This is a genomic window from Mesorhizobium sp. P2_B5, from assembly GCF_056404775.1.
The window spans coordinates 1-13,132 of sequence record NZ_JBFUDJ010000010.1 but is presented as its reverse complement, the minus strand read 5'-3'; the positions used below and the strand labels follow the sequence as shown (position 1 = coordinate 13,132).

The window sequence follows — 13,132 nt, the reverse complement described above, 5'->3', positions numbered from 1 at the left end:
ATCAATCATGGTCAATCTTCCCCGCGAGCGTATGGATCAGGTCGTCAAGCGTTTCGAGATGCTCGAAGCGCAGATGTCGGCCGGCCCGGCGGCCGATGTCTATGTGAAGATGGCCTCGGAATATTCCGAGCTGCAGGACATGGTGGCCAAGGTCAGGGAATTGCGCTCAGCCGAACATGAGCAGGCCGACCTCAAGGCGATGCTTGCCGACAAGGGCACCGATGCCGAGATGCGGGCGTTGGCCGAGGCCGATCTGCCCGGGGTCGAGGAGCGCATCGAGGAACTGCAGAAGGACATCCAGATTCTGCTGCTGCCCAGGGATGCCGCCGACGACAAGAACGCCATCCTCGAAATCCGCGCCGGCACCGGCGGCGATGAGGCAGCGCTTTTCGCCGGCGACCTGTTTCGCATGTATGAGCGCTATGCCGCCGAGCGCGGCTGGCGCTTCGAGACGGTTTCGGCGAGCGACGGCGACGCCGGCGGCTTCAAGGAAATCATCGCCACCATTTCCGGCAAGGGGGTCTTTGCCCATCTGAAATTCGAATCCGGCGTGCACCGTGTGCAGCGCGTGCCGGCGACCGAGGCCAGCGGGCGTATTCATACCTCGGCGGCGACGGTGGCCGTACTGCCGGAAGCCGAAGAGGTCGATATCGACATTCGCGCCGAAGACATCCGCATCGACACGATGCGCGCCTCGGGTTCGGGCGGCCAGCACGTCAACACCACTGATTCGGCGGTGCGCATCACCCATCTGCCAACCGGCATCATGGTGGTGCAGGCAGAAAAGTCGCAGCACCAGAACCGGGCCAAAGCCATGCAGATCCTGCGCGCGCGGCTCTATGACATGGAGCGCAGCAAGGCGGACGAGGAGCGTTCCGAGGCGCGCAAATCACAGGTCGGGTCGGGCGACCGCTCGGAGCGCATCCGCACCTACAATTTCCCGCAGGGGCGCCTTACCGATCACCGCATCAACCTGACGCTCTACAAGCTCGATCGGGTGATGATGGGCGAGCTGGACGAGGTCATCAACGCGCTGATCGCCGACCACCAGTCGAAGCTCCTTGCCGATATCGGCCTCGATGGCTGATCATCTGCCCGGCACGCTCGGGCCGCTGCTGCGGGCAGCGCGGGAGCGGCTTGCCGCGGCCGGCGTCGCCGATCCGGCACTGGACGCCAGGCTGATCGTCGAACATTTCTCCAGTACGACCCGTACAGAGGCCATCGCCGAGCCGCAACGGGCGCTTGATGCCGATGCCGTTGCCGCGATCGATGCCGCCTTGCGGCGGCGCCTTGCCGGAGAACCGGTGCACCGCATCCTCGGCTATCGCGAATTCTACGGCCTGCGTCTTGCGCTGTCCCCGGAAACGCTGGAGCCGCGGCCGGACACCGAAACACTGGTCGAGGCGATCCTGCCCTTTGCCAGCGAAACGGCCGAAAGGCTGGGGGAATGCCGTATCCTCGATCTTGGCACCGGCACCGGCGCCATTGCGCTGGCCCTGCTCAGCGCCGTTCCCGCCGCGACCGCCACCGGCGTGGATATTTCACAAGATGCGCTCACGACCGCGACCCGCAATGCCGAGCAACTCGGGCTGACCGGCCGGTTTGAGGCGCTGCACTCCGACTGGTTCGCAAAAGTTTGCGGCCGCTACCATGTAATTGCCGCAAACCCTCCCTATATACCTTCTGAAGACATTGGAAATCTGCAGGACGAGGTCCGCGATTTCGATCCGCGCAGAGCCCTCGATGGCGGTGTGGACGGTCTTGGCCCCTACAGAATCATCGCCGCCGAAGCGGCAGGGTTTTTGGAAGCACAAGGCAAGATTGCGGTCGAGATCGGCCACACGCAGCGCAATGAGGTCAAAGACATATTCGCGACGGCCGGCTACAGGCTGGCCGAGGCATTTGTCGATCTTGGCGGAAACGACAGGGTTCTTATGTTTGAACAGGGAAAGCCTTGACGCAGTGCAAAAAAGCGCTTGGCAATGCCGGGGAATGCGGCTAGGGTCCGCCTTAACCGGATGAGACGAAGCAGGCAGTGCTCTTAGCGATTCGGTTTTCCTTGGAAATAGCTGCCTTCTTGCGCAAACGACGCCCAAGCTTCGTGCGGGAATCGTCCGGCAAGTGATGTAACCGGAACAGGATGACACGTGGCGCCAACGCAATTGATGCGGGCGAACGCCGGTGAAGAAACGAAACGGCTGGCTGCATGAGCGCCTCCGTTCGTGAAACGTTTTTCGAAAATTTCAAAATGAAGAGAGTCTTATGAGGCCACAACAGCAGAACAGGCGCATGCGCGGTCGCAACAACAATGGCGGCGGCGGTGGCAACAATAACAACAACAACAACCGCAAGGGCCCAAATCCCCTGACGCGCAACTATGAGAGCAACGGCCCGGACGTGAAGATCCGTGGATCGGCTCAGCAGATCGCCGAGAAATACGCCACTCTGGCCCGTGACGCGCAAAGCTCCGGCGACCGGGTGATGGCGGAGAACTACCTCCAGCACGCCGAGCACTACAACCGCATCATCGCTGCCGCGCAGGCCCAGTTGCCGATCCAGAACCAGCAGCAGAATCGCGACGATTTCGACGACGATGAAGATCGCGACGATTTCGACAATGCCGGCAACGGCAATAGCGGCGAGACGCAAGCTCCGCAGGCCAACCACGGCAACGGTCCGCAGCCGACGATCGAAGGCACGCCGGCCGAACTGGCATATGGCCAGGAAAACAGCCGCGAGAACAACAATGGCCGTGACAATAATGGCCGCAACAATAACGGGCGCGACAACAACGGCCGCAACCGTGACCGCCGCCCCAATGGCGGTTATGGCCAGAACGACCAGCGTGGCGACTATGCCCAACGCGGCGAGCAGAATGGCCAGCGCGGCGACCAGCAGCGCTTCACCGAAACCCCGGTGCAGGCGGAGGCCGTTTCCGCGGTTGAACCCGAAGCCGAGACCGGTTTCTCCGAGCCGGCGCCGCTGTACGAAAACCTGTCCCCGGCGGCTCTTGCCGCCCGTGCCGAACTCAATGAGGCCGCCGCCGAGAACGGCACTGCCCGCCGTCCGCGGCGTCCGCGGCGTCCGCGCACCAATTCCGATCCTGTCGGTGACGACCAGTCTGGTGGTGAACAGGTGGATGGCGCCAGCGAGACCGTTGCAGCCACCGAGGTGGATGCGGCGCCGGCTGAAAGCCCTACCGTCGACCCGTTCGTCGTCGACGCCAACAACTGACCGGACAAGACGGCAATCCTTGAAACGGCGGAGAGAAATCTCCGCCGTTTCCGTTTGCTTAGGTATGCAATATCCTGTGCCGGACGTCTTGAGCGGCAATGGTTCGCGCCCCATATCTGGCGGGAACTGGACCCGGCTCCGATGAGCGGGTCCGTCACCGCAATCTGATCCGGTGCCGCAAAGCGGGCCGGTGATGGAAGGAGACAGATATGAACCTCGAGAAATACTCCGAGCGCGTCCGCGGATTCATCCAATCCGCCCAGACCATGGCGCTCTCGCGCAACCACCAGCAATTCACTCCCGAACACATGCTGAAAGTCCTCGTCGATGACGATGAGGGTCTGGCCGCCTCGCTGATCGAGCGCGCCGGCGGCAATGTCCGCGACGTCAAGCTCGGCGTCGAGACCGCACTCGAAGCCATGCCCAAGGTGGAAGGCGGCAATGGCCAGCTCTACCTGGCGCAGCCGTTGGCCAAGGTGTTTTCGACGGCCGAGGAATTGGCCAAGAAGGCCGGCGACAGCTTTGTCACCGTCGAGCGGCTGCTGCAGGCGCTGGCGATGGAGAAATCGGCCAAGACGGCCGACATCCTGGCCAAGGCCGGCGTCACCGCGCAGGCGCTGAACCAGGTCATCAACGATGTCCGCAAGGGCCGCACCGCCGATTCGGCAAGTGCCGAGCAGAGCTACGACGCTTTGAAGAAGTACGCGCGCGACCTGACTGCCGACGCCCGCGCCGGCAAGCTGGACCCGGTGATCGGCCGCGACGACGAGATCCGCCGCACCATCCAGGTGCTGTCGCGGCGCACCAAGAACAACCCGGTGCTGATCGGTGAACCCGGCGTCGGCAAGACGGCGATCGCCGAAGGCCTGGCGCTGCGCATCGTCAATGGCGACGTGCCGGAATCGCTGAAGGACAAGCAATTGATGGCGCTCGACATGGGCGCGCTGATTGCCGGCGCCAAATATCGCGGCGAATTCGAAGAGCGGCTGAAGGCCGTGCTCAATGAAGTCACCGCTGCCGCCGGTGGCATCATCCTGTTCATCGACGAGATGCACACGCTGGTCGGCGCCGGCAAGGCCGATGGCGCCATGGATGCTTCGAACCTGTTGAAGCCGGCATTGGCGCGCGGCGAACTGCACTGCGTCGGCGCGACCACGCTCGACGAGTACCGCAAGCATGTCGAGAAGGACGCCGCCCTTGCCCGCCGTTTCCAGCCGGTTTTCGTCGACGAACCGACGGTGGAAGACACGGTTTCGATCCTGCGCGGCCTGAAGGAGAAATACGAGCAGCACCACAAGGTGCGCATCTCGGATTCGGCGCTGGTGGCGGCGGCAACCTTGTCCAACCGCTACATCGCCGACCGTTTCCTGCCGGACAAGGCGATCGACCTCGTCGACGAAGCCGCGTCGCGGCTGAGGATGCAGGTCGATTCCAAGCCGGAGGCGCTGGACGAGATCGACCGCCGCATCATGCAGCTCAAGATCGAGCGCGAGGCGCTGAAGGTCGAGACCGACGACGCCTCGAAGGATCGGCTCGCCCGTCTGGAAAAGGAACTCGTCGGCCTCGAGGAGGAATCGACCGAGATCACGACCAAATGGCAGGCCGAGAAACAGAAGCTTGGGCTCGCCGCCGATCTTAAGAAGCAGCTCGACGAAGCCCGCAACGAGCTTGCCATTGCCCAGCGCAAGGGTGAATTCCAGCGCGCCGGCGAGCTTGCCTATGGCAAGATCCCGGAGCTGGAGAAGGAGCTCCGGGAAGCCGAAGCCCAGGACGGCAAGGCCGGCATGGTCGAAGAGGTGGTCACACCCGATCACGTTGCCCATATCGTGTCGCGCTGGACCGGTATTCCGGTCGACAAGATGCTGCAGGGCGAACGCGACAAGCTGCTGCGCATGGAAGACGAGATCGGCAAGCGTGTCGTCGGCCAGGGCGAGGCGGTGCAGGCGGTGTCGAAAGCTGTGCGGCGCGCCCGTGCCGGCCTGCAAGATCCGAACCGGCCGATCGGCTCGTTCATGTTCCTCGGGCCGACCGGCGTCGGCAAGACGGAGCTGACCAAGGCGCTGGCGAGCTTCCTGTTTGACGATGAGAGCGCGATGGTGCGCATCGATATGTCGGAGTTCATGGAGAAGCACTCGGTCGCCCGGCTGATCGGCGCACCTCCTGGCTATGTCGGCTATGAGGAAGGCGGCGCGCTGACCGAAGCGGTGCGGCGCCGGCCCTATCAGGTCGTGCTGTTCGACGAGATCGAGAAGGCGCATCCCGATGTCTTCAACGTGCTGCTGCAAGTGCTCGACGACGGGCGGCTGACCGACGGCCAAGGCCGTACGGTCGACTTCCGCAACACGCTGATCATCATGACGTCGAACCTCGGCGCCGAATATCTGGTCAATCTCGGCGAAGATCAGGATGTCGATGCCGTGCGCGACGAGGTGATGAGTGTGGTGAGAGCCTCGTTCCGGCCGGAGTTCCTCAACCGCGTCGACGAGGTGATCCTGTTCCACCGGCTGCGCCGGCAGGATATGGGCCGCATTGTCGAGATCCAGCTCAAGCGGCTGGAAAGCCTGCTTGTCGACCGCAAGATCACGCTGTCGCTCGACCAGGAATCGATCGACTGGCTGGCGGCCAAGGGCTACGATCCGGCCTATGGCGCGCGGCCGCTGAAGCGGGTGATGCAGAAGGACCTGCAGGATCCGCTGGCGGAGAAGATCCTGCTCGGCGAGATCCTCGACGGTTCGACCGTCAAAGTCACCGCTGGGTCCGACCGGTTGAATTTCCGGTCGAAGCCCACTGTGGTGGCGACTGAAGCCGCAGCCTGATCAATACGCCGCGCGTCCCGAACGGACGCGCGGCGTTTTCTTGTGAATTCGCGGGGGGCGCACATGACGCTGGACGACTACAACAGCCTCTGCGCCTCGCTGCCGCAAACGACTCATGTCGTGCAGTGGGGTGGCGCGCATGTCTGGAAAGTCGGCGGCAAGGTCTTTGCCATTGGCGGCTGGAATGATGGCGGCCAGCTTTTCGTCACCTTCAAATGTTCCGAAATGGCCTATGACATTCTGAAGGACCAGCCCGGCTGCCGGCCGGCGCCGTACCTCGCTTCGCGCGGCATGAAATGGATCCAGCGTCAGACAAGCCAGAGCATGGATGATGATGCGCTGAAGGACTATCTCGGCGAAAGCCATCGCCTCGTTGTCCTCAAGCTGACGAAACAGACGCGCGAGGAATTGGGCCTGTAGCGACCTTGAAATCCGCCATCTTCATGCCCGGTTCATGTTGGAAAGCTTATGTTCTGGTTTGCTGGCGAAGGGGTTTGCCTGCAGGCTTTTGACGGTCAGGGCGTTGCTTGCGCATCCAAACGGTGGCGAGAGCGTTCTGAAGGGATACTGCCGGGCGGCGGCAATTACGGACCGGAGAGTTTGACCACCATGTTCCGCACGATCTTTGCCTTTTCGGTGCTCGCCGCCGGGCTGCTTGCGTCGAGCGCCATGGCATCGCCGACGGTGGATAGTGCACTGCCGGTTGTTCGCGCTGCCGATAGCGGCGGCATCGTGCTTGCCCAGGACGGCAATCTCGACATCTATTACGACGCCAGGGGCAACCGCGTCATCGTCGATGCCGACACCGGCAAGGTCATCGCCATCCAGCCGCCGCAGACCAGGCTGGACCGCCGTGCGCTGCGCCGCCAGATGCGGGCGCGCGAACTCGGACGCGCACCGGTCGAGGATGAGGACCGTTATTATCTCGATGATCCCGAGGACATGGCGCGTTTCCGCCGCAGGCAATTGGAAGAGCAGGGCAGGGTCATCATCCCACCGGCCGACGACTATGATCCTGACAGTGACAATTCGGTGGACGCCTATCCGGCGGCGCCACAGGATGACGCCAATGATGGCGACATTTATCCGGAAGCACCGAAGTCTGCCGAGCCGCGCCCCGTCAAGCGCCAGCCGCTGAACGAGGCTTCGATCGACCCGGCGGCACCCGGCGACCAGGCCGCTCTGCCACCCAAGACCGAGGGCGGCAAGACTGTCGTTGATCCCTCGCTTTCACTCGGTGCGCGCCAGGATGTGGCTGCCTTGCAGGTGCTGCTCGACCGCGCCGGCGCCTCGCCCGGCGTCATCGATGGACGGTTTGGCTCCAATGTCGACAAGGCGCTGGCCGCCTACAACCAGATCACCGGCAGCAATCTGCGCTCGACCGACGCGGTCGGCATCCAGGCAGCGCTGGCGCAAACCGGCGGCGACGCTTTCGCCAATTACACCATCACCCCCGAGGACGCGGCCGGCCCCTATGTCGCCTCGATACCGGAAGACTACAGCCAGAAAGCGCAGCTCGATCGCATGGCCTACACCTCTGTCACCGAGGCCTTGGCTGAGCGCTTCCACATGGACGAGAATTATCTGAAGGGACTCAATCCCGAGGCCGACTTCAACCGTCCCGGCACCATCATCAAAGTCGCCAATTTCGGCAGGCTGGTCTCCACTCCGGTTGCCCGCATCGTCGCCGACAAGGACAAAAAGCAGGTGTTCGCTTATGACGCCGCCGGCAAGCTGGTTGCCGCCTATCCCGCCACCATCGGCTCGGCCGACACGCCTTCGCCGACCGGCACCCATACCGTGTCGCGGGTCGCGCTCGATCCGAACTACACCTACAACCCCAGCATCAATTTCAAGCAGGGCCAGAACGACAAGATCCTCACCATTCCGCCGGGGCCGAACGGGCCGGTCGGCTCTGTGTGGATTGCGCTGGACAAGCCGACCTACGGCATTCACGGCACGCCCGATCCCTCCAAGATCGGCAAGACCGAAAGCCATGGCTGCGTGCGCTTAACCAACTGGGATGCGCGAGAACTGGCCAAGCTCGTCTCGCCGGGCGTCACGGTGGAATTCGTCGGCGGACCAACAATCGCGGATGTCGGCGGGACCTCAACCGACGAGTTTACGCAGCAGTGAGGCGCGCGGCGCGGCGGCATAGATGAGCTGTACCAGCAGGATGAAACCGATGCTGAGCAGCGGCGTAATCAGGCACAGCGCCGCGCCGGCCGCCCACAGCGCCTGTGCCTTGACGATACGATTGTAGACCGTGCGCCGCGCTTCAGCGTCCACATCCTCGGCGATCATGCCGTTCCCGTCGGCATACCACCAGCTTGCGAACAGCGTCACGCCCAGCATCAACAGGTTCAGCCAGTAGACGATCACCGCGGTTCGGAACTCGAGGAAGTCAGCCAGCAGGTCGGTCGAGAACGGCAGCAAGGCGATGAAGGCGAGAAAACACAGGTTCAGCGTCGCCAGCCGCCGATCTGACCTGGCGATCAGCCCGTGCTGCGCCTGCTGGCCGAACCAGAAGATGGTCAGCGTCAGGAAGCTCAGCGCATAGGTCAGGAAGCGCGGCGCCAGTGCTGCGATCGCCGAAAGCAGCTCGCCCTCGGAGTGGACCATTTCGTGTGCCGGCACGCGAATCTCAAGCACGATCAACGTGAGCGCGATGGCAAAGACGCCATCGGTGATGCCGACAACGCGCCCGCGCGCCTCTACCGATGGTTCGAGTGGTCGTTTCATGCGGCTTCCCCCTGCTTTGCGCGTTGCAAGAAACTTAACACGCCATGTGCCGGTTGCATCCATTGAGGCGTGGTTCCTGCCCATGCGGTCAGGTCGATCTGGTTTCAAGGACTGCGAAGCTCTGGCTGGTTGTTGCCAGGGCATCGGAGGTCTAAGCAGGCGCTCATGAAGTCTCCCAGCGAAGCCGCAGCCGTTCCCCTGACCAGCTCTCTTTCCAATGGTTCGTTTTGTCCGCCAGCGCAGCGCAAATTCGTGCTGGTCGCGGCGATCCTGGCGTCCGCGCTCGGCTTCATCGACGGTTCGATCCTGGCCATCGCCATGCCGGCCATGCGTGTCGACCTCGGCGCCAGCCTGGCCGAGGCGCAGTGGATTTCCAATGCCTATGCGCTGACGCTATCGGCGCTGATCCTGGCCGGGGGTGCGGCCGGCGACCGATTCGGCCTCAGACGCGCCTTCGTCGCCGGCATTGCACTGTTCATCGTCGCATCGCTTGCCTGCGCGGTGGCGCCGAATGCACTGGTGCTCATTGCTTTTCGCGCGGTTCAGGGCATCGGCGCGGCGATCATGGTGCCGGGCAGCCTCGCCATCATCGCCAAGTCCTATCCGAAGAACGAGCGCGGCCGGGCGATCGGCATCTGGGCCGCTGCTTCGGCGCTGACGACGGCACTCGGTCCGGTGCTGGGCGGCTTTGTCCTGGCGGCCTTTGGTGGCGGCATCTGGCGAGCGATCTTTGCCGTCAACCTGCCGCTTGGGCTGATCTCGATCTATCTGCTGCTGGCCAAGATTCCCGCCGACGCGCCGACGGAGAAGCGAAGCCTCGATCTCGGCGGCGCCGCTCTTGCCACGCTTGCCTTCGGGGCGCTTGCCTACGGACTGACCGCGATGAGCGCCGAAGGCGGTGGACTGATGTCGGGGCCGAGCATCGCCGCCGGCGCGCTGCTGCTCGTCGTCTTCATCGTCTTCGAGCTTCGGCAGGGCGAGCCGATGATCGATCTCAAGCTGTTTCGGATCGGCGCCTTTGCGGGCGCCAACGTCGCCACCTTCTTCCTCTATTTCGCGCTCTCGGCCAATTTGTTCTACCTGCCGATGCTGTTGATTGCCGGGTGGGGGCTGAGCACCAAGGAAGTCGGCTTCATCTTCCTGCCGCTGTCGGCGTCGATCGCGCTGCTGTCGGGTCCGGTCGGTCAGTGGTCGGATCGGATCGGTCCGCGGTTTCCGATCGCCAGCGGCGGCCTGGTCGTGGCCATCGCCTTTGCCGGGCTTGCAATGCTCACCCATGCCGGCATGCACAATTTCTGGACCGGCACCTTTCCGCTGATGGCGGTGATGGGGCTCGGCATGGCGCTGGTGGTGTCGCCGCTGTCGACGGCGATCATGACGGCGGTCGAGGACAAGGATACCGGTGCTGCGTCGGGCATCAACAATGCTGTCTCGCGCATTGGCGGGTTGATCGCGGTGGCGGCGATGGGGTCGCTGGCGGCCTGGGTCTATTCGACGATGCTCGACACCAGCGTCAGGCCTGGCATTCCGGGGTTCGGCGAACCGGCATTGGCCGGCCTGGCGCCCGAACTTGATGCAACACGGCTCGCCGCCAGCGATGCGGCGTTTGCGGCCGTGTCGACGGTGACGGCGCTGCTTTGCCTGCTTGCTGCCATTATCGCCTGGGCGACCGTTTCGGGGCAAAAGCTGCCCTGGTCACGAGCCGAAGAGAATCAGTCGACCTGATTCGGGGCAATCTGATTCGGCGATTAACTCATTCGCAGCACGAAGGCTCAGCCTTCGATCTTGGCGCTGGCGACCTTCAGCGAATTGCTGTCTTCCTGCTTGAGCAGGTCGTCGATGCGTTCGCGTTCGCGCTTGAAGGCGACCAGGTCGTCGCCTTTCAGAACCTTGCCGACCGGCAGGCGCACGCGCATCGGGTCGACCTTGGTGCCGTTGACGATCAGCTCGTAGTGAAGATGCGGACCGGTGGAGAGGCCGGTCTGGCCGAGGAAGCCGATGGTCTGGCCCTGGCGGACATGAACGCCCGGCTCGATGCCTTTGGCAAAGGCGCTCTGGTGATTGTAGGAGGTCTCGTAGCCATTGGCATGGCGGATGATGATCTGCTTGCCGTAGCCGCCGGCCCAGCCGGCCTTCTCGACGACGCCGTTGCCGGCGGCAATGATCGGGGTTCCGATGGGGGCTGACCAGTCGACGCCGGTATGCATGCGGACATAGCCGAGGATCGGATGCCGGCGGGCCCCGAAGCCGGAGCGGAATTTTCCAGCGGGCAGGGGATTGCGCAGCAGGAACTGCTCGGCGCTCGAACCATCCTCGTCGAAATAGTCGGTCGAGCCGTCCTGCATCTGGAAGCGGTAGAAATTTCGCGTCTGGCCGCCGAAGGTCGACGAGACATAGAGAAGTTCCGATTCGTCGGAGGCCTGGTCGTCGCCGTCCGGCTGCGAGAACAGCACGTCGATGCGGTCCGACGGATTGAGCCTGGACTGGAAGTCGACGCCGGAGGCCAAAAGCTTGACCAGTTGCTGGGTCAGCTTCTTCGACATGCCATAGGAATAGGCGGCGCGGTAAATGCCATCATAGACGTTCGGCAGATTGCCGCGCACAACCACCGGCGCCGACGAATCATCGAACGCGGTGAGCAATTCGGGATTTGGCTCCGGTTCCTGCGCCGGCACATACTGGCCGCGGTCGTCGAGCGCGATGGTCACGATATGGGTAGTCTTGTCATAGACGCTGGTGCGAACGACCTTGGCGGCATCACCATGCACTTCGAGGCCGACGCGCAGCACGGTTCCGGCCTTCAGCGCCGGTGCGTTGAGCAGCTTGCCGATCGCCTCGGCCATGCCGGTGGCGTCATCGCCGGTATAGCCCGAATCGGCAAAGGCCTCGGCAATGTCGCGGTCCCTGGTAAAGGGGATGATCTCCTCGGCGAAAGCCGGGGTCTGGTCGTCGATGGCAACGCGCGGCGCCACCGAAACGTTTTCCGGCACGATCTTGACGTCGTAGGAACCGGCCATCGATTCGGCGAAGGCGTCGCCGAATCGCTGCGGGTCGACATAATGCAGCGAGGCAACCTGGATAGCGCCGTCGCTGAGATCCGTACCCGCCTCGCGCACCACCTTTTCCACCTCATCGGCGGACAGGTCGCTCTTTTCGTCGAAAGAGGCCGTCTCGATCGGGAAATCGACCGTCTTCAGGCTCATCTCGCTTTCGACCTTGGCGCCGTAGATCTGGCCGCCAACCGCGGAAGCCGTCGCCGGCTGCGCGGGCGTTGAGTCGCCATCGTCGCCGAACACCTGCATCGGGTCGAATGGCGGATAGGCGCGGTTGGTGGTGTGGCCGGCGGCCAGTGCCATCTTGATCTGCACGAACGGTACGGTGTGGATAACGTCGCGGTCACCGACCTTGGTCACCATCGACACTTCCATGCGCCGGCGGTCCTTGGCCTTGGCGATCTGGCGCGGCGCCACCAGCCTGGTGGTCTTGGCGACCTCGCCGGAATCGCCGCCGCTTTCGAGCTGGGCCAGTTCGGCGATTTCGGGCGGGGTTGCCAGTTGCTGGCGGCCGTCAAGCGCGGCAAACAGCGCCACGCCCATCAGCACGCTCGAGGTCACGCCAGTAAGGAAGGTGCCCGACAGCCAGCGCGCCGAAACCTCGCGCCGGTCGGGCGGTCCGCTGCGGCCATCCGCAATCAGCGGCGGCTCATTGCCGAGTTCGGCTATGACATCTTCCGTGTCTGGCATCCAGAAAGGCTGCTTCTTCCCCGGGGGAACGGCTTTTCGCTTCTGTTGGGCCATGACATTTGCCTGTCACGGCGGGTGAAGTCAACGAAGCGGCGAAATCCCCACCCACACGCTCTGTTTTACAGCCCCTTATAAAGAGGCGTCTTTACGCTCTTATGAGAGGCCGAACCGACGGTGTGCAGACCCCGCTTTGATCTCTTTTAGGAAGGCGTCGCGCGGGTCGCGCGGCACCTTCTTGTTGGCTTTGGTGTCGAACGGCAATGCGGCGGCAATAGGGCTCCTTCTGGGCAACGCCAATGTTCCCCTGGGGCAGTCCACGGGCTCCAAAACTTCTGTCGCAAAAAGTTCAAAAACATGAGTGATCGGTGTTGACAGTTTGAGTGGGTGGCGACTATATACGCCTCACGAACGAGGGCGGTGCGCCGCAGGCGGCGAAGCAGTTTGCTTCTGAATAAGCCCTTGTGAAATTCAAGAGAGCCGCGTAAGCGACACTCGGACGGCCCCGAAGCCACAAGCGTAACGGGCCACGACCTCGCGTCTGCGGGGTCTGTTCTTTGAAAATTGAATATTGAAGAAAGAGAAACGTGGGCGGCAGAG

9 protein-coding genes are annotated in these 13,132 nt (G+C 63.3%); 7 read left to right on the top strand and 2 right to left on the bottom strand.

Annotated elements, in window-relative coordinates:
- Positions 1-7: 7 nt before the first annotated feature.
- The 6 genes from prfA (at position 8) to AC1D1N_RS25205 (ending at position 8,186) form a co-directional block, all read left to right on the top strand.
- On the top strand, positions 8-1,087 hold the full coding sequence (gene prfA, locus AC1D1N_RS25230) for a peptide chain release factor 1 (RefSeq protein ID WP_436261491.1): 1,080 nt from the start codon (positions 8-10) through the stop codon (positions 1,085-1,087).
- Entirely contained in the window at positions 1,080-1,958 is an 879-nt protein-coding gene (gene prmC, locus AC1D1N_RS25225; RefSeq protein ID WP_477351700.1) for a peptide chain release factor N(5)-glutamine methyltransferase, read from the top strand. Before prfA ends, prmC begins: the two co-directional genes overlap by 8 nt.
- Before the next feature lie 304 nt (positions 1,959-2,262).
- Positions 2,263-3,234 carry a DUF4167 domain-containing protein gene (locus AC1D1N_RS25220; protein WP_436261489.1) on the top strand — a complete coding sequence of 324 codons (972 nt, stop codon included), beginning with the start codon at positions 2,263-2,265 and terminating at the stop codon, positions 3,232-3,234.
- A 209-nt stretch (positions 3,235-3,443) separates the two neighbouring features.
- Positions 3,444-6,050 carry an ATP-dependent chaperone ClpB gene (gene clpB / locus AC1D1N_RS25215; protein WP_436261488.1) on the top strand — a complete coding sequence of 869 codons (2,607 nt, stop codon included), beginning with the start codon at positions 3,444-3,446 and terminating at the stop codon, positions 6,048-6,050.
- A 63-nt stretch (positions 6,051-6,113) separates the two neighbouring features.
- Complete coding sequence (locus tag AC1D1N_RS25210) at positions 6,114-6,470, top strand: MmcQ/YjbR family DNA-binding protein (protein ID WP_436261487.1); 357 nt, start codon at positions 6,114-6,116, stop codon at positions 6,468-6,470.
- A 189-nt stretch (positions 6,471-6,659) separates the two neighbouring features.
- Positions 6,660-8,186, top strand: coding sequence for a L,D-transpeptidase family protein (locus AC1D1N_RS25205; RefSeq protein ID WP_436261486.1), 1,527 nt, complete (start codon positions 6,660-6,662; stop codon positions 8,184-8,186).
- Here AC1D1N_RS25205 and AC1D1N_RS25200 read toward each other — a convergent pair.
- On the bottom strand, positions 8,160-8,855 hold the full coding sequence (locus AC1D1N_RS25200) for a TMEM175 family protein (protein WP_436261485.1): 696 nt from the start codon (positions 8,853-8,855) through the stop codon (positions 8,160-8,162). The two genes, AC1D1N_RS25205 and AC1D1N_RS25200, sit on opposite strands and share 27 nt — an antisense overlap.
- A gap of 102 nt (positions 8,856-8,957) precedes the next feature.
- Here AC1D1N_RS25200 and AC1D1N_RS25195 point away from each other — a divergent pair, with 102 nt between their 5' ends.
- Positions 8,958-10,517: an MFS transporter gene (locus AC1D1N_RS25195; RefSeq protein WP_477351696.1), complete on the top strand. Its 1,560-nt coding sequence runs from the start codon at positions 8,958-8,960 to the stop codon at positions 10,515-10,517.
- Positions 10,518-10,564: 47 nt separating this feature from the next.
- Here AC1D1N_RS25195 and AC1D1N_RS25190 read toward each other — a convergent pair whose 3' ends face one another.
- The gene (locus AC1D1N_RS25190) at positions 10,565-12,535 is read right to left on the bottom strand and encodes a M23 family metallopeptidase (protein ID WP_436261483.1); all 1,971 of its coding nucleotides are present in this window, start codon (positions 12,533-12,535) and stop codon (positions 10,565-10,567) included.
- Between the last annotated feature and the right edge of the window lie 597 nt (positions 12,536-13,132).